Here is a 19,108-nt window from a genome sequence, read left to right as displayed (position 1 = left end):
GATCGAGGAGATTCGCTTGTCCCGCCAGGACGCGCGCACAGCGCCATCGGACGCACCCTCGACACTCGACCTGCCGAGTTCCGGCGTCCGCAGCCGGCTCGGGAGGCGCCTCGACCGGGTGCCGTTCCGGCAGAAGCTCAACGTCCTGGTCGCCGTCCCGGTCGTGGTCATCTCCGTACTCTTCGGCGTCGTCGTCAACAGCCAGATCAGCCAGGCCCAGACGGCAGGCGACCAGGCGGACCTGATCCGTGCGAGCGCCCAGGTCGCCCAGCTGGTCGACGACGTCCAGGCGGAGCACCAGCAGGCCCTGCTGCTGTGGGCCCGCTTCGACCGGCGCAGGGACAACGAGTCGGCCCCGGCGGTCGACGCCTTCCTCGCCGCCGAACATGTCACCAACAGCCAGGCCATGCTCGTCCGGCAGACCTTCGGCGCGGCACTCCCGGCTGCCGAGGACAAGGCCCTCCAGCAACTCGACAGCCTGGTCTCGATACGCGACCAGATCAGCGCCGGGCAACTGCCCGCCGACATCATCGACTCCGCGTACGGCCCCTCCGCCGACGCCCTCATCGACGGGCTGGGACTGACCGCACGCCAGGGCGGTGACGCCCCGCTCACCGAGACCCTGGACGCACTGCTGCGCGCCGACACCGCCCACGCGGCCTACGAGACCAGCCTGCTGTCCGCGCAGACCGGCGACTCCAACGCGCTGATCGAGTTCCTCGCCGCCGTCGGCGCCCGCCACCAGTTCGACTACCAGGTGCAGCGGTTCGGCGAGCTGGCGAACCCCGCCCAGGTCCCGGTGCTCGGCGGCATGGAGCACAACGGCGACCAGGCCTACCTGGACCAGCAGTTCGCGGCGCTGGAGGTCGACCCCGGGGCGATGGAGACCGCGTCCACCGGCCAGTCGATGCGGGCAGCCGCACCGCAGGTCGACACCACCTACCCGAGGATCGTCGGGGAGGCGGCCACCCGGCTGAACATCACCCGGTCGCTGACCCTCCAGATCGCCTCCTCCGCCGACAGCGCCTCGTCGGCGGCCTGGCTGCGCGCCATCCTGCTGCTCGCTCTGGCCCTGCTGATCTTCGTCACCTGGGTGACCCTGTCCGTACTGATCAGGCACTCGGTCGTGCGGCCCGTCCAGCGGCTCACCACCGCCGCCCGCAAGGTCGCCGACGTCTCCGAGCGGGAGCTCGCCCGGGTCGCCGACGACGACTCGCTCGACGAGAGTCCGGCCCGACTGGAGGCCGTGCCGGTCCTCGCCGAGGACGAACTCGGTGCGCTGGCCGCCGCGTTCAACCAGGTCCAGGTCACCGCGGCCGGGCTGCTGGAGCGGCAGGTCACCAGCCGCCGCAACATCGCCGAGATGTTCGGCAACATAGGCCGCCGCGTCAGCAACCTGACCACGCGGCAGCTCGCCCTCATCGACGCGGTCGAGCGCGGTGAGACCGACCCCGAGCTGCTCGAACAGCTCTACCGGATCGACCACATCGCCGTCCGTATGCAGCGCAACGCCGACAGCCTGATGCTGCTCGCGGGCATCCGCGAGTCGGAACTGGACGGACGGCCCGCCGCCGTCACCCACGTCGTGCGGGCCGCGCTCGGGCAGATCGAGGGCTACCAGCGGGTCGCCCTGCACGCCGAGACGGACGCGACCGTGTCGCCGGACATCGTCGGCGACCTGGTGCTGATGCTGGCCGAACTGCTGGAGAACGCCGCCTCGTTCTCCCCGGCCCACAGCAACGTCGAAGTCACCGTGCGCAGCGCGGCCGGCGGACGGGCGGCGATCGAGATCGTCGACCACGGGCTCGGCATGGGATCGGACCGCCTCGCCGAGGAGAACGCCCGGCTGGTCCGCCGCGAGCGGCTCGACCTGGTGCCGACCAAGGTGCTCGGACTCTTCGTGGTCGGCACCCTGGCCCGGCGCTGGGGGATCACGGTCACCCTGTCCCGTACCCCGGGGGGCGGCGTGACGAGCCTGGTGACCGTCCCGTCCTCGCTGATCACCACGGCAGCTCCCACGGCGCCGGTCACCGTTCCCGCACCCCCGGCCGCACTGACCCTGCAGGCCGCCGAGCCCGCACCCGAGCCCGCTCCGGCACCGGAACCCACACCGGCCTCGACGCCGACCCCCGCCACGACTCCCATCCCCGCCCCGGCTTCGACTCCGATCCCGGCTGCGATCCCGGCTCCGGTGACCGCGACCGTGCCCGCGGCCGAGGGCGAGCTGCCCCGCCGCACGGTCCGGCGCCCGGCGGACGACCCCGTCCACGCGCACACACCCGCCGCCGATCCGGCCGCCCCGAACTCGGCCCGGCCGGCCGCCTCCGAACCCGGCGGCACCCTGCGCCGCCGGGTTCGCGGTGCCACCCTCGCGTCCGCGACCACGGCCCGGTCCGAGGTCATCCCCTCGACGCCCCGCCATGACGTCGACGCCGAGGCCGTGCGCTCCTCGCTGGAGGAGTTCGAGGCCGCGGTCGACCGCGCCGAGCGCGACAGCACGCTCACCGATCTCCGCACCATGCACCACACTGCCCAGACCCCGAGCACGAGCACAGCACCAGAAGAACTTCCGGAAGGAGTGGGACCGTGACCACGCCCACGAACGGCGCAGCCGCCGATCCCCTGGCCAGCAGCGACGCAGCGGGTACCGCCGACCCCGGCGACCTGAGAACCGCCGCGGCCGACTTCACCTGGCTGCTGAACCGTTTCGCCACGGAGACGGCCGGAGTCGTGGACGCCATCGCCGTCTCCTCTGACGGTCTGCTGATCGCCGTTTCCCGGCTGCGCGACCCTGCGGACTCCGAGCGCCTGGCGGCGATCGTCTCCGGCATCACGAGCCTCGCCGCCGGGGCGTCCGGCAACTACGGCCTGGGCGCGCTGAACAAGGTCATCATCGATCTGGAGGGCGGACACCTCCTGGTCTCCTCCATCGGCAACGGCTCCGTGCTGGGCGTGGTGGCCTCCAAGGAGGCCAAGCTCGGCAACATCGCCTACGAGATGACCCTGTTCGCGAACCGGGCCGGGGCCGCGCTCAGCCCGCAGCTGATCATCGAGTTGAAGAACGGGGTCGGCGCCACTGCGAGCGGCTGAGCCGCCGGCAGGGGAATACTGTTACCTGACGCGCCGATTGACGGCGCGTCATCACACGGGGCGAGCTGGAGAGGACGACCATGGTGGCCAGCGCAGTAACCGCCGAGGGCGGGTACGGCTCCCCGCACCCAGGGGTCATCCGTCCCCTCCGCCCTTACGTCATGGCCGACGACCCCCCGGCACCGCCAACGCCGCCCGCCGCCGCACCGATCCCGGAGCCGTTGCCGGAACCCGCGCCCACACCCGCTCCCACACCTGTTCCCGCTCCCCCTCCCGCCCCCACCGCCACGCACGACCCGGCGCCGCCGCCACCTCCGGAGCCCAGCGCCCTCACCGACCGCAGCAGCCTCGCCGTCCGCCCGTTCCTGCTCACCGCCGGGCGCGTGGCCGGAGCCGGTGCGCGCGCCGACACCACCGCTCCGCCGCTACCGCTGGAAACCCAGGTCGTCGCCACCGCCGAGGGGCTGGCGGCGCTGCAAGGACCCGGAGGGCTCACCTTCGAGCATCATGCGATCGTCGCCGCCTGTCGCACTCCGCAGTCCCTCGCCGAGCTCGCCGCCCGGCTGCGGCTGCACCTCAACGTGGTCCGGGTCATCGCCGACGACCTGCGCACAGCCCGGCAGTTGGCCGTGTACGCACCCCAGGCCAGCACCGCCCAAGACGTTTCCGTACTGCGAAGGGTTATCGATGGTCTCCGCGCCGTCCCCGACTCCCGAGGGCTTCCGCGTGACAACCGCCCTGCCTAGCCCCGCCACGGCCGGGCCCGCCGGGCCGGCCCGGCCCCCGCTCCCGGTCAAGATGGTGATCGCCGGCGGCTTCGGCGTGGGCAAGACGACCACGGTCGCCGCGATCTCCGAGATCGAGCCGCTGACCACCGAGGCCAGCATCACCGCGGTCGCCGCGGGTGTGGACGACCTGACACACACCCCGCACAAGACCACCACCACGGTCGCCATGGACTTCGGCTGCATCACCCTGGACCCGACGCTGAAGCTGTACCTCTTCGGCACCCCGGGCCAGGACCGCTTCGGCTTCATGTGGGACGACCTGGTCGAGGGCGCCCTCGGCGGCCTGGTCATCGTCGACACCCGACGCCTCGACGACTGCTTCGCCGCGGTCGACTACTTCGAGAACAAGGGCCTGCCGTTCGCGGTGGGCGTCAACGTCTTCGACGGCAGTCTGGGCCACGACCTGGACGAGGTGCGCTGGGCACTGGATATCTCGGACAGCGTGCCGCTGGTGCTCTTCGACGCCCGCGAGCGAGGCTCCGTCCGGGACGCGCTGCTGGTCGTGCTGGAACTGGCGCTGGAGCGCGCGGGGCGGTAGCCGGTCGCGAGCCTGGCGAGCCGACCGCAGACCGTCCGGCTAGCGCTGCTGGCGCCGCACGCCCGGCGAGACGAACACCCTTCCCGCCAACCAGAACAGACCCAGCGTCACCAGTGCCAGGGCCGCCACCAGAGTCGCCCCGCCGACCACCTTCACGTAGTCGACCTGGTACAGCCCGTCCACGATGTACCGGCCGAGCCCGCCGAAGGAGACATACGCGGCGATGGTCGCCGTCGAGACGATCTGGATCGCCGACGACCGGATGCCGCTGAGGATCAGCGGCAGCGCCACCGGGACCTCGACCTGCCAGAGGACGCGCAGCGGGCTCATGCCCATCCCGCGCGCCGCGTCCACCAGCGAGCGGTCCACCGTGCGTACCGCCTCGTAGGTGGTGACCAGCATCGGCGGTACGGCGAGGGCGACCAGCGGGACCATGACCGGGGTCAGTCCGAGACCCATCAGGATGGTCAGCAGCACCAGCAGGCCGAAGCTGGGCAGCGCCCGCGCCGCTGTGGCGAGCAGCGCCAGCACGTTGCCGCCGCGCCCGGTGTGCCCGGTGACCAGTCCGATCGGCAGCCCGATGGCGCCGGCGATGCCGAGCGCCATCAGCGAGTACTGGACGTGTTCCCACAGGCGCTGCGGGATGCCGTCGGCGCCGTGCCAGCGCGCGCTGTCGTTGAAGAACGCGTTGACGAAGTGGAGCAGGTTCACCGCACCGCCCAGGGAGTGAGGAGCCGGCGCAGCAGCACCAGCAGGCCGTCGATGAGTATCGCCAGGACGGCGGTGGTGACCACGGAGCTCCACGCCAGGATCGGGCGGTGGTAGAAGTTGGCGTCCGCCAGCAGGTTGCCGAGGGCGCCCTCGTTGCCGATCAGCGCGCCGACGCTGACCAGGCTGATGCTGGACACGGTGGCGACGCGCAACCCGGCGAAGATCGCGGGCACCGCGATGGGCAGGTCGACCTGCAGGTAGCGGCGTACGGGGCCGAAGCCCATGGCGGTCGCGGCCGCGTTGGTCTCCTCCGGCACGGAGCGGACGCCGTCGATGATCGCGGGGATGAGGACGACCAGGCTGTACACGGTCAGCGGGATTTCGACCGTGGTGTCGCTGAGGCCGGTGTAGTCGATCAGGACGACGAAGAAGGCCAGCGACGGCAGGGCGTAGAAGACGGTGGTGATGCCCAGCATGGGCGCGTAGAGCCAGCGGTAGCGGGCGCAGAGCTGGCCCAGCGGGAGCGCGATGAGCAGGCCGAACAGGACCGGGATCAGCGCCTCCTGCAGATGCCAGCCGACCAGGCCGAGATAGCTGTGCTGGAGGTCACTGGGGATCCGGAAGAAGCCACCCATCAGGCCTTCACTTCCTGATCGGTGGGCTCACCCGGGTTGGAAGCGAGGTTCCCGGCCGGGTCCGTGCCGCCGGGGTCGCGTACGTAAGACGGCAGTTCGGCGTGCGCGGCGCGGATCGCGGCGGCGATGGTCTCCTGGGCCGCGACGCCGACGGCCCGTCCGTCCTCGTCCACGGCGACGGCCCAACCGGTCGGCGAGAGCACCGCGGAGTCGAGCGCGGCGCGCAGCGAGTCGCGTCCGGCGACGAAGCTGTGGCCGTACGGGATGAGCGTGTTGCTGCCTGCCACGAGGTCCTTGGCGTCGGCCCAGCCGAGCGGGCGGCCCTCGGTGTCGGTCACCAGCAGGTAGGGGGTCTGCGGCACGGCGCGGGCGGCGATCTGCTCGGCGGTGCTGTCCACGGCGACGATCGGCAGCGCGGTGAGTTCGAGCCCGGCTGCGGTGAAGAAGGACAGGCGGCGGATGCCCCGGTCCAGGCCGAGGAAGTCCTCGACGAAGGCGTCGGCGGGCGCCGACAGCAGCTCGGCCGGTGGCGCGAACTGGGCGAGCCGGCCGCCTTCGCGGAGCACCGCGACCATGTCGCCGATCTTGATGGCCTCGTCGATGTCGTGCGTCACAAAGACTATGGTTTTGCCCAGTTCCGCCTGGATTCGCACCAGTTCGTCCTGGAGGCCCTTGCGGACCACGGGGTCGACGGCGGAGAAGGGCTCGTCCATGAGCATCACCGGCGGGTCCGCCGCGAGGGCGCGGGCGACGCCGACGCGCTGCTGCTGGCCGCCGGAGAGCTGGTAGGGATAGCGCTTGGCGAGGGACGGGTCGAGCCCGACGCGCTCCATCAGCTCCAGCGCGCGGCTGCGGGCCTGCCCCCGGTCCCAGCCGAGCAGGCGGGGGACGGTGGCGATGTTCTCGACGATGGTGCGGTGCGGGAACAGTCCGGCGTGCTGGATGACATAACCCATCGAGCGGCGAAGCGCGTTGACCGGTTGCTCGCGAATGTCCCTGCCGTCGAGTGTGATTTTGCCCTCACTGGGCTCGATCATCCGGTTGATCATTCGGAGGGTGGTGGTCTTGCCACAACCGGAAGGGCCGACCAGAACGGTGATGGCACCGTCCGGGATCTCCAAGGTCAGCCGGTCCACTGCGGTGGTGCCGTCCGGGTACCGCTTCGTCACAGAATCGATCAGTATCAAAGCCGTACATAACCCTTCGGCACGCCAAAGTAACGGACCCTCATTTTCCGAGACCGCTGGTACGCGCGTCAACGAGCAATAGTTCGACCCCGCGGTCGGGGGGCGGCCGATCGTCTGGCAGAGTGGACCCTTACACCTGCGGGGCACCACTCGTCGCATCGTCCTTATGTATTACTCACGAACGCTTGCTACATTGCGCAACCGTGGAACCGGTCAGCGGAGGAACGCAGTCATACCTCCTGTGCCGCGCGGCCACTGGGGGCACAGCGGTACACAGACGACGCGTTCCGACCAGGAGCCTTCGGGCTCACCTCACCGAGCGGCCGACCCAACCGTGCGGCGCACCAAGGATGTGACCATGAGCGACACCAGGATCGGCGGCCGTGCCGCAGCCCGACGTGGTGGCGGAAGTGCGTCCGGAGCGGTGAGCGACGCCGTCGGCTCGGGGGGTGGCGGCCGGGCGGCCGCGCGCAAGGGCCGCAAGCGTAAGAAACCGCTCAAGGTGATAGCGATAACCACCGCGGCCATTGTGGCCGTGACCGCAGCGGCCGGTACCTACATCTACGTGCAACTGAACGGCAACATCAAGAGCGTCCCGCTGTTCGGCGGGACAAGCGGCTCCGCCGGTGTGGAGAAGGCCGACGCCTTTGGCCGCACCCCGATAAACATGCTCGTCATCGGCTCGGACGGGCGCAACAACCCGACCGACTGCAAGATCGGCGGCGACTGCGGCCCGGGCGCCAACGCCGACGTGGAGATGCTGGTCCACGTCTCCGCCGACCGCTCCAACGCCACGGTGATGAGCATCCCCCGTGACCTGATGACCCAACTCCCCGCCTGCACGGACCCGGTCACCAAGACCCACACCGACGGCGGTCTCGGTCAGATCAACAGCGCGCTGCAGTACGGACCCGGTTGCAGCGTCGCCGCCATCCACCAGTTGACTGGCGTCCCCATCGACCACTTCGCGATGGTGGACTTCAGCGGCGTCGTGAGCATGTCCGACGCCGTGGGCGGGGTCAACGTCTGCGTGAACAACAACGTCTACGACCCGTACTCGCACCTCAAGCTGGCCAAGGGCACCCACACCCTGAAGGGCATGGCGGCGCTCGAGTTCGTCCGCACCCGGCACGGCTTCGGCGACGGCAGCGACCTGGGCCGCACCTACGCCCAGCACACCTTCCTGACCCAGATGATGAACAAGCTGAAGAACGCGGGCACGCTGACCAACCCGGTCGCGGTGCTGGGTCTGGCCCAGGCGGCGACCAAGGCACTCACGGTCGACACCGGGCTCGCCGGCATACCCCAGCTGCTCGGGCTGGCTGATGACCTGCACAAGGTGCCGACCAGCCGGATGACCTTCACCACGATGCAGAACTACCCGGACCCCAACAACAGCTCCCGGGTGCTGCTGGGGCCCGGCGCGCAGACGCTGTTCACCACCATCATCAACGACCAGTCGCTGACCACCGACAGCGGCGCCAAGACCGCCGCCGGCGCCTCCGCCTCGGCCTCGGCCGCCGCGAAGCCGGCCGCCCCGACGACGGCCGCCGCCAAGACCGTTCCGAACGGCGACCTGGCGGTTAGGGTGGAGAACGGCAGCGGCAGGACCGGGCGGGCGACCACAGTTCGTGACGGACTGGTAGCCCAGGGCTACAGCTCCAACAGCACCACCGCGAACGCTCCCAGCAGCAGCTCCACCAGCGCGCTCTACTACGGCGCGGGTCACGAGGACAACGCGAAGCAGGTCGCCGCCAGCCTGGGTCTGCCCGCCTCGGCGATCAAGCAGGGCACGAGCTCGCGACTGGTCCTGGTGATCGGGTCCGACTGGACCTCCGGCACCACCTTCTCCGCGACCTCCGGCGGCGCCTCCTCCCCCGCGCCGGTCAACACCTCGGTCGCGCTCAACAACTCGCATGCGCAGACCGGTGACCAGACCAACACCTGCGTCCCGGTCAGCACCCAGTACACGGTGCAGCTGAACGGTGTGGGCATGACGCCCATACAGGCCTTCAGCCGTAGCCCTGACGTCCCCGTCTCCGCGCCCTAGTCCTGGGCCCCTAGGGTCTGTCCGGCCGGACAGACCCTAGGAGGGTGCTGAAGATCTAGGCCGGGCACGGTCAGATCGCTTCGGCCTCGACCGCGCGCTCGACCTCGGCCAGGTCCAAGCCGTGGTCGCGGAGTACGTCCACGGCCAGGCCGCCGCCCTCACGGAGCAGGCCGAGCAGGATGTGGCCGGTACCGATGTGGTCGTCGCCACGGCCCCGCATGGCGCGCACGGAGAGCTCCATGACCTTTTTGGCCCGGCCTGTGAACCCGATCCGCTTGGTAGCGGTCCTCGTCCGTCCGCCGGCGGACCTGCCACCAGGACGGCTCAGTGCGCCGGCGCCGAAGGTGGCCTCGACGCGCTGGGTGACCGCGTCCAGATCGATGCCGATGGCCTCCAGCGCGGCCGCGTCCGGCAGACTGCGCCCGCTCAGCAGCCGCTGGACCGCGTTGCGCGCCGTGGCCAGGTCGAGCCCGGCTCGCACGAGTATCGCGACGGCAGGCTCGTCGGGCTGGTGCAGCAGGCCGAGCAGCAGGTGCTCGGTGCCGAGACAGTCGTGGTGCAGGGTTCGCGCCTCGGTCCCGGCGAACTCGACGGTCCCGCGCGCGGCATCGGTAAAGCGTTCGAACATGGCTACTCCACACCCCTTCCGAACGGTCCCGGAGCACGCCGGGAGTGCTTCTTGTGGACGGCCTGCCTGCTGACGCCGAGGCAGGCGGCGATCTCCTGCCAGGACCAGCCCTGCGCCCTCGCGTTGCCGACCTGAAGATCTTCAAGCCGCTCCGCGAGGTCGCGCAGGGCCCGCACGGCCCGGAGTCCCACAGCCGGATCTCTGCTGCCCGCATCGTCCGCGAGCTGTCTGGTCTCGCTCATGCTGTCAATGTACGTTGACAGATACCCAGCGTCAACCATCGTTGACAGTCCTAGATCGACACCAGCATCACCGGCGCGCTCGTCGGCTTGGGCGACCCGCCTGCCGGTTCCACCGTCACGCCCACGCCCGCCGCACCGTTGGAGGTCCCGACCAGCAGCTGGGCACCGGCCAGCACCTGCGCGCCGGCCGCCGGAGTCGCCGGCACCAGCCCGGCCGGGACCATCTGGCCACCCTTGCTGAACCAGAGCTCGTACACATGCGCGTCCGGCAGGAGCGGCAGCCCGTGGTAGACGAAGGCCGTCTGCCCCAGCGCCCGCGAGGTGACGACCGTGCTGCTGCCACCGCCCTTCACTGCGCCGGTGCGGAAGCTCGCGTCGGGGGCGGCGAGCAGCGCGCTCAGCGCCTCCGCCTGCTGTTCCACCTGCGCGGTACGAGACCGCTGCTGTGTCGCCTCGTGCTGCGCGTTCACCGCGATCCCGCCGGCGACCAGCGCGATCAGCAGGCAGGCAGCGACCGCGAGTTGCGGCATCCGACGCTGCCAGCGCAGCCGGCGCAGCCGCCAGGACGACAGGTCCGACGCCTCGGGCACCAGCGGGGGCAGCTGCCGTACCTCGGGCAGCGCGGCCATCACCCGGGCTCGGAACTCCGGCGTCGGCACCTCCGCCGCTGCCAGCCCCAACCGCGCGGCGGTCTCCTGGAGCTCCCGCACCTCCTGGGCGCAGGACGGGCAGACGGCGAGGTGCCGGGCGAACTCCTCCGACTCGCGATCAGACAGGGCGTGCAGTGCGTAGGCGCCGGTGAGCGTGTGCAGATCGGCACTGGTCATGAAGTCACCCCCAGGCAGTCGCGGAGCCGGATGAGTCCGTCCCTGAGTCGGGTCTTGACGGTGCCGAGGGCCGCGCCGAGCAGATCGGCCGTCTCCTGGTAGGTACAGCCGCGGTAGTAGGCCAGCAGAACGGACTCTCGCTGGAGCTCGGTGAGCGAACCCAGGCAGCGGCGCACCTGCTCGCGTTCCAGACGGCGTTCCACCTGTTCGCTGACCTCATCGTAGGCCGGCGTGTGGTCGCGGACCGCCGCGCGGTGCTCGCGGTCGGTCGCGGCCTGGGCCGAGCGGACCCGGTCCACGGCGCGTCGATGGGCCAGTGTCATGATCCACGACATCGCGCTGCCCCGGTCGGGGTCGAAGCGGGCAGCGGAACGCCAGACCTCGACCAGCACCTCCTGGGCCACCTCCTCCGACTGCGCCGGGTCCCGGAGCAGCCTGCGCACCAGGCCGAGCACAGGGCCGGCGACCGCCGAGTAAACAGTCTCGAAGGCCTGCTGGTCCCCCCTGGAGACGCGGTCGAGCAGCGTCTCCAGGGCACCGGGGCGAGGAGCCACGGGGCGGTCGCCACGTGCTGCCGCATGCATGGGTTCCTCCGGAGGGTCGAGGGCGCATCACTGATTCGTCGCCGGAACCGGAGCGGATTGGTCCGATCGTACGGAAATTCGGCCCTCTCCGGGGGTCAGCCGATCGGGGGCGTCAGCACCGTGTCGATGATCTCGACATTGGCGTTCGCCGTCTGCACATTCCCGCAGACCACGTTCACCGAATCGTTCACCTTGAACGATTCTCCGCTGCCCGAGGTCATCAGGGACTGCTTCTCCAGGGTCGTGTAGACGGCGGCCGGGGTGCGGTCGATGACCGCACCGCCCACCGCCGTGACCGGACCCGCCTGCGAGCGGATCGGCGCCGCCGCCAACTCCGCCGTCGCCAGCGCGGCGAGAGCCGCGACCAGCCCACTGAGCGCGCCGAGCACGGCCCGGAACAGGCGGGCGCAGCGCGGCCGATGCGGTCTCGCGCCGCGGGATTGGTCCGTTCTGCCTCGGTTTCCGCTCACACCTCCGATTCGGAGCTGTTGGCGTCTTGGATTGGCTCCGCCGGGACGGGGGCTGCGCCGGGCCCAGGCGTTGGGGTGCGCACGGGGGTTGCACTGGGCTCAGGCAGAGGACCAGGCGCGGGATCGGGCGCGGCGGCGGGTGCAGGCGCAGGTGGGTGGGCGAGCGCGGGCCCCGGTTCGGACGCGAGCCCCGGCCCGGACGCGGGCGCCGGTTCGGGCGCGGGTCTCGGCCCGGAGGCGGGGGCCGTGGCAGGTGCAGGTGTTGGCGCAGGGCCAGGAATCGGCGCGGACTGCGGCGCCGGGGCGGGAGTCCGCGCAGCACCCCGGTCGGGCTCCGCGCCGCTTCCTCGCGCGGGCGCGTGCGCGGGCGCGGACCCGGGAACGAGCCCGCGTCGTGGGCGATGCCTGACCACCGTCACCGCCGATGCGACCGCGACGGCCACCGCGACCGCCGCGAGCAGCAGCAGCCAGTTCCGCAGGTACGGCAGCGGCAGCAGCGTGGCGTTGCCGTTGTGGTCGTGCTCGCGGAGCACCGCCGGCAGGCCGACCGCGGTCAGCGCGGCCGCGGTGATCAGCCCGATCCGTACCGGCGTCCGCACCCGCGACGGCACCAGCCGGGCCGCCAGCACGCCCGCCAACAGCACCACCGGGATCCACACCCCGTCATGCAGCACGATCGCACCGCCCGCCCACAGCGGCACATCCAGATGATGCTGCATCAGATACGGATCGCTGAGGAACCCCTGGACTCCGAACCCGACCAACGCGAGTCCCCCGGCCAGAGCCGTCGCCCGAACCAGCGTCCGGATCATCATGCGATCACCTCCAGCCGCGAGACCCACTTGGTCTGCAGCACACCGGGCCGGTCCGGAGCGATGATCCGCGCCGGATAGCCGTGGTCGGCGGCCAGCACCTCGCCGTTGACCCGCAGTGCCAGCAAGGTCAGCGGGTCGTGGGCGTAGGACGCCTCCATCTCGGTGACCCGGTACGAGCCGTAGCGCTCCAGCGACACCACTCGCAGCCGCGCCGTCGCCGGAGCGCCGACCCGCTCCAGCAGGTCCAGCACGCGGACGCCGGTCCAGTACGCTGATGCGCTCCAGCCCTCGACGCAGGCGATCGGCAGCAATGCCGTGTACTGCGGCAGCGCGGCGAGTTCGTCCAGCGTGAGCGTGTACGTTCGCGGCCCGGCGACAGTGAGCCGCCAGTCGTTCGCCCTGGTCGGGGTGATCTCGGTCCCGGCCGCCGCTGCGGTGCGGTTGACCGGAAGCCCCTGGGGTCCGAGGTCGGGCCGCCGCGGCGCGAGCAGGTCGAGCCGCCGCAGCCAAGGCACCGACTGCCCTGCGGTGACCGCGGTGACCGTCAGCACGGACACGGCCACGCCGGTGAGGAACGCCCGCCGCTCCGGCGACGCCTCGCGGACCCGCCGCCAGTTCTCGGCGATCTCCGGCGCCTTGGCGCCGATGTGCAACAGCAGGCCGCCGATCGCGATCCAGGCCAACCAGAAGTGGGCCTGCCGGAACGGGAACGGCCAGGGGTACCACTGCAGCGTGTTGAGCAGCCCGGTGAACAGCTCCAGCAGTGCCGAGCCGAGCAGCAGCACGATGCCGAGGCGCTCCAGTGCCTGCAGCACGCTTCGGGCCGGGGGCCAGACGAAGAGCTTGGGATACACCGTCCACAACTTCGCGCCGAGCAGCGGGATCGCGGCGATGCCGCTGATCACGTGCAGACCCTGGGTGATCCGATAACCGTTCACCGGACGGCTCGGCAGATGGTCTCGCAGCCATCCCGGCGGGTCCTGGAGCCCATGACTGATCAGACCGGTGGCGAAACAGATCAGGAAGGCCGCGCCGAGCCAGCGGCCGATCACCACGGCGGTCCGCGGCTCGTGCAACTTGGAGCGGAAAGCGGACTGCAGCGCCGCCGGGTGCAACCCGGGCGGCAAGGACGGAAACGGTTGTCTGGGCACATCTCCATGAGACATTCCCAGGGGGCCCAGAACGACGTTTTGCCTGCTTACGGAAGTCCTACGGCAGTCGAGGAGGCCGGCTCAGGAGGGCGGCGGTTTGGGCATCCGGAGCTCGAACCAGACGCAGCGTCCATCGTGTCCGCCGTACGCGCCCCAGCGGTCGGCGAGCGCGTCGACCAGACCGAGTCCGCGGCCGCCCTCCCCCGAGCCCGGTCGCATCGTCGGCACCCGATGGCTGCCCTGGTCATGGACCATGATCCGCACCATCTCTCCCGGGTGGGCGAGTTCCACCACGAAGCGGCCCTCGGCGCCCCCCGAGCGGGTGTGCAGGACGGCGTTGCTCACAAGCTCGCTGACCAGCAGCACCGCATCGTCGAGGGACGCTTCGAAGGGACTGCCGCGCAGCAGCCCGGCGATGTGACGGCGCGCCTCCCGCACGCAGGGGAGTTCCCCGGGGAACTCCATCCGGATGGACGGCAGCTCGAGAGGCCCACTCACGAGGCCCCCTCCGCCCTTTCGCCCGTGGCGCGCCCGCGCTCTGGGTGAATGATCACGTTCACACGGTAGTCGGCGACGGCGGGGCGCACTGCGAGAGAACGGCCTATACCGCTCGAAGGGAGGCATGTTCTGCCGAAATGGTCCATAACGACGCCCCCTCCGCTATCAGCGCCAGGCGGGCACGATGGTGCGCGAGGTCCTCGACGACGCCGCGCGGGACCGGCTGGCGTCGAACGTGGCCGGGCACCTGTGCAACCGGGTATCCGAGCCCGTGCTGAAGCGGGCCTTCCCGTACTGGTCCACCATCGACAAGGCCCTCGGCCAACGGATCGCTGCCGACGTGAACCGGTAGCTGCCGCCCGACACGGACAACACGCCCGCCCGGTCGACAGCCTCATCGATCATCGCCGAATCGGTGACCGGGCCGACCGGGCGGGGCGGTTTTCGCTCGCTCGGTACTCGCCGGGAGGCTCCGTGCGGGTCATTTCTGCGCACCTCTTCGGCATGCCGTCGTTGAGTCTCGTAGCGGGGTTCCCCGACAACGGGTAGCTTGGGGCGCAGTAGCAGTCGTGGTTCCCGAGTCCCACTCGCCCGTGATCGCGATCACGGGCATTGTTCTGTCCGGGATCCGGTTGCGAGCAGGCAGGGTCGGTGACACGGTGCCCGCACGATGCGGGCCCGGGTGCGACTGCCCTCGCAAGGAGAACAGCATGGCCAGCGGCACCGTTAAGTGGTTCAACGCCGAAAAGGGCTTCGGGTTCATCGAGCAGGACGGCGGCGGCGCCGACGTCTTCGCCCACTACTCCAACATCAGCGCCCAGGGCTTCCGTGAGCTCCAGGAGGGCCAGAAGGTCACCTTCGACGTCACTCAGGGCCAGAAGGGCCCGCAGGCGGAGAACATCGTTCCGGCCTGATCACAGGTCTGAACGGCGAGACGCCCCGCACCTCCTGGTGCGGGGCGTCTCGCCGTTACCGGCTACCGGCTACCGGCTACCGGCTACCGGCCGGCGTAGACCTTCTCGACGAACTCGTGCAGCTGGGCATCCGTCAGATGATGCGCGAGGTCCGCCTCGCTGATCATGCCGATCAGCCGCTTGTTCTCGACCACGGGCAGGCGGCGGATCTGGTGGGACTCCATCATGTCCAGGACGTCCTTGAGGTCCGCGTCCGCCGAGATCCAGCGCGGCGTGCCCTGGGCGAGTTCGCCGCAGGTCATCTTGGCGGGGTCCATGCCCGCCGCAACGCACATGACCACGATGTCGCGGTCGGTGACGATCCCGCACATCCGGTCGTTGCTGTCGGAGATCGGGAGCGCGCCCACGTTGAGCTGGCGCATCATCATCGCGGCGCGGGTGAGCGTCTCCGTCGCGGGAATGCTCTGCGCGCCGCTGTGCATCATGTCTCGGGCGTTGGTCATTGCAATTGCCTCCTCGGCGCCGGCCGGGGCGGCGCGGCTGCCATGATTCCGGGACCGTGGGCACCGAGCCCACGGCGTGCCCAGCCTCACGGCGGTGCGAGGGCGTCGGCGACCGCAGTGGCCCGAACGGGTGACGGGGGCCGGGCGCAGGCACGTCCGGCCCAGTACCGGCTGCGGATCGGGCACAACACCACGACCCTGGTCGCATGAGCGACAGCAGCACCCACCCGCACGACGACAGCCATCACGCGCACGTAGTCGTCCACCCCGTCGTGGACGCCACTCCCCCCTTCCGACGCGTGGACATCCTGGGCGTGCAGGTCGGCAAGGCGCACTCGCTCCGGGACGTCGCGGAGTTCTGCCGCCGCGCCGGACTCGCGGACCTCGACCTCGAAGCACCGGGGAACGTGCTGTGGATCGGCGGCGACGCCCACACCTGGGCGCTGTGACCGCCTGCCGCGTAGCGTGAACGGGGAGAGGTGAGGACCATGACGGGACAGGTACTGACCGAGGTCAGCGGCGTCGTCAGGACGGAACGCGAGGCGGACTTTCTCGCGGCCTACCGCGACCTCGTCGCGCGCCCTCTGCCGGACGGACTGGTGCGGACCGAACTGCTGAGCGGACCGGACGGACGCTGGCGGATCCAGACACTGTGGCGGGACCGAGCAGCCCTCGATGCGATGCGCGCCTCCCTGGACGGCCCGGCGGCGCCCAAGCTCTTCCGCGACGCGGGCGCCGATCCCGAACTCGCCCTCTTCGACGTCGCAGCCGGCGCCGTCGCCCGCACGGGCTGAGCAGGCTCACGCCTGTCCTGGTCCAGGACGGGCGTCGCTAGGGCGAGAGGGCGATACCGAGCGAGTCCGCGGCCAATGGCTTGGGCGCACCCTTCTCGTAGAAGGCCTCGAGTTCGGTGACGGTGAAACCCGCGGTCGTGAGCATCTCGACGATCGGCCGGGTGAGGTGGCAGCCGTCGAGGAGCCGTTTCTCCATCGGCTCCAGGCGTCGTTGCCAGCGGCGCACGCTCTCGTCCTCTTCCGGGGCCAGACCGTGCTCGAGGAAGTGCAGGGCCCCTCCGGGCTTGAGAACGCGCCGCACCTCGCGGAGGGCGGCGTCCGCATCCGGAATGGTGCACAACGTCCAGGTGGAGAGGGCGGCGTCGAAGGTGTTGTCCGCGAACGGCAACGACTGGCCGTCCAGACCCACGCGCTCCACCGGTGTGCTTGCCGCGCTCACTCGCTCACCGGCCAGTCTCCATCCCAGATCGGACGGCTCGACCGCGGCCACCCGGGTGACCGTCAGCGGATAGAAGGGAACGTTGTGCCCCGAACCGAACCCGATCTCGACGACCTCGCCCGACAGCCCCTCGCAGACTCGGCGCCGTAGCGGTTCGACCGCCGCGATCCCGCAGACGGAATTGATGATCCGCGGCACGATTCGCTCGGCGTAGACGCCCATCGCGACCTCCATGGCTCGTCTCCAGAATGGCACCCCGACAGACGCGATGCCATGATCGCGGATCGGCCGCCAGACGCTGCGCGTAGCGAAGCCGAACGTACGAAGAGGAACCGCCTCTCGGGCCGGTTATCGGGTCCCGTAGCTGGTGGGGGGGACCAACGCGCAGGCCGACTGGCACGATCGCCAAGGTACGTCGGCGGAAGCACGCATTCGCAGCGCGGCGGCAACGCCCCTGTTCAGCCCTCCACCCTCGCTCGCCGCCGAGGGGACAGCCGAGGGGACAGAGGTGCATGATGTGCGGCGTGAATGACTGGATGCGCGCCCGAAGCGGCTGGACGATCTTCCTCATCGCATGGGGAGCCGCGCTCAGCGGCGGATCGCTCGGAGAAGCAACGGAGTGGATGTTCCAGACGCCCCACCCCTCGCTGACCGCCCACCTCCCCTGGCTGCTGGGCGGCAGCATGTTCATGGCCCTCGTCGGCACAGCCAGCACGCTCCGCCGCCGCCGAACCCGAGGGGAAGCAGCTTCGCGAGGCTAGCCCCAGCCGAGCACGGTTGCCGGGGTAAGGAAGCCAGGGCGTCAGGGGGTGACGTGGTCGAGTGCCCTCTCGGCGAGCCGCGGCCACCGCCCCGCGCAAATGACCGGGACGCCCACCCAGTCCTTGGCTCCTTGTGATGCACGGCGAGGGGATCAGGGCGCGGGCGTCACGACGGTGACGGCCGCAGACGACGACGCGCCGCCGTGATTCGGCGGCGGCACAGCATCATGGTGAATCCCCTGCGCAACGATCCAGGCCAGAGCGGCAGCCGCGATCAGCATGCCACCCGCGCCCGCCAGCCTGGGGTCGAGCAGGGCATTTCGCGGTGTATCTCGCCCGTCGTGCCCGTCCATCGCCCTGCCCTCCGCCTCGGAGCCGGAGCCAGACGCTACCGCGCCCACCAGCCTGGGGACAGGGTGCTTGTGACGGTCACTCACGACGGATGCCGGGGCCACCGCTCAGGAGCGGTCACCGACCGGCGCGGTGGCGTGATTCTGCGGCGCGGTGTTGGCCTGCTCCAGGGCGGCAACGGTAGCCGCCGACGGACCCAGCACGACGGCGGCAGCCACACCTACCAGGGTCCACGGGCTGCGCAGCAGACGCATCGCCAGGCTCATCCGGTCGTACCCGCTCATCGCGTCCTCCACTGCTCGCAGCCTGCGTGCTCTCGACGCGGACCACGCTAGGCAGCGGATCTGGAGATCCCCTGTGGCATCTCTTTGACACAGATGAGAACCAGTCATCGGCGCCTGACGACCCGACAACGCAGAAGCCCCCACCGGACACCAAGGTCCTGGTGGAGGCTCCATCGCAGGGTGGGCCGCGTGGGACTCGAACCCACAACCTATGGATTAAAAGTCCACAGCTCTGCCAATTGAGCTAGCGGCCCGGACAGCACCACCGTCCGAGACGGCAACCTGCCGAGTGAAGCGTACCTGGATCTACGCCCGCGCTCGCCACCGGATTACCCCGCCGCGCGGTACGGGCGGCCGCCAACGGCGGAGGGCCGCTTGTTCCACCGGTGTCCCGGTGCAGCAAGCGGCCCTCTGAGCTACCTGGCCACCTCAGTTGGTGCCCGTCGCGTTATGTGTCAGTTCTTCCAGCGCGGCTTGTTGCGGTCGCCGCCGGCGGTGGAGCCGCCGTTGTAGCTGCTGCCGCCACGGTCGTCACGGCGCTGGAAGCCACCCGGACGGCTGTCGCGGTCGCCGAAGGAGCGACTGCCACCCCCGGCCGGGCGGTGGTCGTCGCGGCGGCCGAACGCCGGACGGCTGTTGCGGTCACCGGTGGGACGGCTGCCGCCGTAGGAGGGACGGTCGCCGTGCGCCGGACGGTCGCCGAAGGAACGGCTGCCGCCGCCGGCGCTCGGGCGGTCGTCGCGGCGCTGGAAGCCACCGGAACGGTTGTCAGCGGAACGGTTGTCCCGGTCACCGAAGGAACGGCTGCCGCTGCCACCACGGTCGTCACGGCTGTAACCACCACCGGC

The 19,108-nt window shown here is 70.7% G+C and carries 23 protein-coding genes, 1 tRNA gene and 3 pseudogenes; 10 read left to right on the top strand and 17 right to left on the bottom strand.

Annotation, left to right across the window (positions count from 1 at the left end; translation table 11 throughout):
• The first annotated feature begins 16 nt into the window (after positions 1 to 16).
• From ABIA33_RS35745 to ABIA33_RS35730, 4 genes are all read left to right on the top strand, one after another.
• Positions 17 to 2,590, top strand: a complete 2,574-nt coding sequence (locus ABIA33_RS35745; protein ID WP_370087922.1) for an ATP-binding protein — start codon at positions 17 to 19, stop codon at positions 2,588 to 2,590.
• Between the two features lie 32 nt (positions 2,591 to 2,622).
• Positions 2,623 to 3,090: a roadblock/LC7 domain-containing protein gene (locus ABIA33_RS35740; protein WP_370087966.1), complete on the top strand. Its 468-nt coding sequence runs from the start codon at positions 2,623 to 2,625 to the stop codon at positions 3,088 to 3,090.
• Between the two features lie 365 nt (positions 3,091 to 3,455).
• Entirely contained in the window at positions 3,456 to 3,836 is a 381-nt protein-coding gene (locus ABIA33_RS35735; protein WP_370087964.1) for a DUF742 domain-containing protein, read from the top strand.
• Positions 3,778 to 4,416 (top strand): ATP/GTP-binding protein, encoded by a 639-nt coding sequence (locus ABIA33_RS35730; RefSeq protein WP_370087920.1) that lies wholly within the window; start codon positions 3,778 to 3,780, stop codon positions 4,414 to 4,416. The genes ABIA33_RS35735 and ABIA33_RS35730 overlap by 59 nt, the downstream gene beginning before the upstream one ends.
• Before the next feature lie 39 nt (positions 4,417 to 4,455).
• On the opposite strand, the gene ABIA33_RS35725 is transcribed toward ABIA33_RS35730, so the two are convergent.
• From ABIA33_RS35725 to ABIA33_RS35715, 3 genes are read right to left on the bottom strand one after another with little or no spacing between them, the layout of a single operon-like run.
• Entirely contained in the window at positions 4,456 to 5,127 is a 672-nt protein-coding gene (locus ABIA33_RS35725; protein ID WP_370087918.1) for an ABC transporter permease, read from the bottom strand.
• Positions 5,124 to 5,762, bottom strand: coding sequence for an ABC transporter permease (locus tag ABIA33_RS35720; protein ID WP_370087916.1), 639 nt, complete (start codon positions 5,760 to 5,762; stop codon positions 5,124 to 5,126). The genes ABIA33_RS35725 and ABIA33_RS35720 overlap by 4 nt, the downstream gene beginning before the upstream one ends.
• On the bottom strand, positions 5,762 to 6,949 hold the full coding sequence (locus tag ABIA33_RS35715; protein ID WP_370087914.1) for an ABC transporter ATP-binding protein: 1,188 nt from the start codon (positions 6,947 to 6,949) through the stop codon (positions 5,762 to 5,764). The genes ABIA33_RS35720 and ABIA33_RS35715 overlap by 1 nt, the downstream gene beginning before the upstream one ends.
• 358 nt (positions 6,950 to 7,307) lie before the next feature.
• Here ABIA33_RS35715 and ABIA33_RS35710 point away from each other — a divergent pair, with 358 nt between their 5' ends.
• Positions 7,308 to 8,999 (top strand): LCP family protein, encoded by a 1,692-nt coding sequence (locus ABIA33_RS35710; RefSeq protein ID WP_370087912.1) that lies wholly within the window; start codon positions 7,308 to 7,310, stop codon positions 8,997 to 8,999.
• Between the two features lie 70 nt (positions 9,000 to 9,069).
• Here ABIA33_RS35710 and ABIA33_RS35705 read toward each other — a convergent pair whose 3' ends face one another.
• The 8 genes and pseudogenes from ABIA33_RS35705 to ABIA33_RS35670 all read right to left on the bottom strand — a co-directional run bounded on the left by ABIA33_RS35705 (position 9,070) and on the right by ABIA33_RS35670 (position 14,214).
• Positions 9,070 to 9,627, bottom strand: a complete 558-nt coding sequence (locus tag ABIA33_RS35705) for a Clp protease N-terminal domain-containing protein (protein WP_370087910.1) — start codon at positions 9,625 to 9,627, stop codon at positions 9,070 to 9,072.
• Positions 9,628 to 9,629: 2 nt separating this feature from the next.
• Entirely contained in the window at positions 9,630 to 9,869 is a 240-nt protein-coding gene (locus tag ABIA33_RS35700) for a helix-turn-helix domain-containing protein (RefSeq protein WP_370087908.1), read from the bottom strand.
• 50 nt (positions 9,870 to 9,919) lie between these two features.
• Positions 9,920 to 10,696: an anti-sigma factor domain-containing protein gene (locus tag ABIA33_RS35695; RefSeq protein ID WP_370087906.1), complete on the bottom strand. Its 777-nt coding sequence runs from the start codon at positions 10,694 to 10,696 to the stop codon at positions 9,920 to 9,922.
• Positions 10,693 to 11,280 (bottom strand): sigma-70 family RNA polymerase sigma factor, encoded by a 588-nt coding sequence (locus ABIA33_RS35690; protein ID WP_370087904.1) that lies wholly within the window; start codon positions 11,278 to 11,280, stop codon positions 10,693 to 10,695. The genes ABIA33_RS35695 and ABIA33_RS35690 overlap by 4 nt, the downstream gene beginning before the upstream one ends.
• 95 nt (positions 11,281 to 11,375) lie before the next feature.
• A pseudogene (locus ABIA33_RS35685) lies at positions 11,376 to 11,528 on the bottom strand (fasciclin domain-containing protein); the annotation flags it as partial.
• A gap of 218 nt (positions 11,529 to 11,746) precedes the next feature.
• A complete protein-coding gene (locus ABIA33_RS35680; protein ID WP_370087902.1) occupies positions 11,747 to 12,565 on the bottom strand; it encodes a hypothetical protein in 819 nt (272 codons plus the stop codon).
• Positions 12,562 to 13,641, bottom strand: coding sequence for a molybdopterin-dependent oxidoreductase (locus ABIA33_RS35675; RefSeq protein ID WP_370087900.1), 1,080 nt, complete (start codon positions 13,639 to 13,641; stop codon positions 12,562 to 12,564). Before ABIA33_RS35675 ends, ABIA33_RS35680 begins: the two co-directional genes overlap by 4 nt.
• Before the next feature lie 156 nt (positions 13,642 to 13,797).
• Entirely contained in the window at positions 13,798 to 14,214 is a 417-nt protein-coding gene (locus tag ABIA33_RS35670; RefSeq protein ID WP_370087898.1) for an ATP-binding protein, read from the bottom strand.
• A gap of 172 nt (positions 14,215 to 14,386) precedes the next feature.
• Between ABIA33_RS35670 and ABIA33_RS35665 the strand changes: the two are divergent.
• Positions 14,387 to 14,566 (top strand): annotated as a pseudogene (locus ABIA33_RS35665) (catalase-related domain-containing protein); the annotation flags it as partial.
• A gap of 358 nt (positions 14,567 to 14,924) precedes the next feature.
• Positions 14,925 to 15,128 (top strand): cold-shock protein, encoded by a 204-nt coding sequence (locus ABIA33_RS35660; protein ID WP_188282568.1) that lies wholly within the window; start codon positions 14,925 to 14,927, stop codon positions 15,126 to 15,128.
• An 83-nt stretch (positions 15,129 to 15,211) separates the two neighbouring features.
• Here the strand turns inward: ABIA33_RS35660 and ABIA33_RS35655 are convergent, their stop codons facing one another.
• Positions 15,212 to 15,631, bottom strand: coding sequence for a CBS domain-containing protein (locus tag ABIA33_RS35655; protein WP_370087895.1), 420 nt, complete (start codon positions 15,629 to 15,631; stop codon positions 15,212 to 15,214).
• A 206-nt stretch (positions 15,632 to 15,837) separates the two neighbouring features.
• Here ABIA33_RS35655 and ABIA33_RS35650 point away from each other — a divergent pair, with 206 nt between their 5' ends.
• Both ABIA33_RS35650 and ABIA33_RS35645 read left to right on the top strand, forming a co-directional pair.
• Positions 15,838 to 16,080 (top strand): hypothetical protein, encoded by a 243-nt coding sequence (locus ABIA33_RS35650; protein WP_370087893.1) that lies wholly within the window; start codon positions 15,838 to 15,840, stop codon positions 16,078 to 16,080.
• A 39-nt stretch (positions 16,081 to 16,119) separates the two neighbouring features.
• Positions 16,120 to 16,425, top strand: a complete 306-nt coding sequence (locus ABIA33_RS35645; protein ID WP_370087891.1) for a hypothetical protein — start codon at positions 16,120 to 16,122, stop codon at positions 16,423 to 16,425.
• Between the two features lie 37 nt (positions 16,426 to 16,462).
• Here ABIA33_RS35645 and ABIA33_RS35640 read toward each other — a convergent pair whose 3' ends face one another.
• Positions 16,463 to 17,098 carry a class I SAM-dependent methyltransferase gene (locus ABIA33_RS35640; protein WP_370087889.1) on the bottom strand — a complete coding sequence of 212 codons (636 nt, stop codon included), beginning with the start codon at positions 17,096 to 17,098 and terminating at the stop codon, positions 16,463 to 16,465.
• Between the two features lie 290 nt (positions 17,099 to 17,388).
• On the opposite strand from ABIA33_RS35640, the gene ABIA33_RS35635 reads away from it, so the two are divergent.
• Positions 17,389 to 17,625, top strand: a complete 237-nt coding sequence (locus ABIA33_RS35635; RefSeq protein WP_370087887.1) for a hypothetical protein — start codon at positions 17,389 to 17,391, stop codon at positions 17,623 to 17,625.
• A 152-nt stretch (positions 17,626 to 17,777) separates the two neighbouring features.
• Here the strand turns inward: ABIA33_RS35635 and ABIA33_RS35630 are convergent, their stop codons facing one another.
• The 4 genes and pseudogenes from ABIA33_RS35630 to ABIA33_RS35615 form a co-directional block, all read right to left on the bottom strand.
• Positions 17,778 to 17,978, bottom strand: a complete 201-nt coding sequence (locus tag ABIA33_RS35630; RefSeq protein WP_370087885.1) for a hypothetical protein — start codon at positions 17,976 to 17,978, stop codon at positions 17,778 to 17,780.
• 105 nt (positions 17,979 to 18,083) lie between these two features.
• The gene (locus tag ABIA33_RS35625) at positions 18,084 to 18,260 is read right to left on the bottom strand and encodes a hypothetical protein (protein WP_370087883.1); all 177 of its coding nucleotides are present in this window, start codon (positions 18,258 to 18,260) and stop codon (positions 18,084 to 18,086) included.
• A gap of 181 nt (positions 18,261 to 18,441) precedes the next feature.
• A tRNA-Lys gene (locus ABIA33_RS35620) sits at positions 18,442 to 18,514 on the bottom strand.
• A gap of 201 nt (positions 18,515 to 18,715) precedes the next feature.
• Positions 18,716 to 19,108: pseudogene (locus ABIA33_RS35615) on the bottom strand (RNA helicase); the annotation flags it as partial.

This window comes from Streptacidiphilus sp. MAP12-16 (assembly GCF_041262165.1).
Taxonomy (GTDB): domain Bacteria; phylum Actinomycetota; class Actinomycetes; order Streptomycetales; family Streptomycetaceae; genus Streptacidiphilus.
The sequence above is the reverse complement of the archived record's forward strand: the minus strand, read 5'-3'. Positions and strand labels throughout refer to the sequence as shown.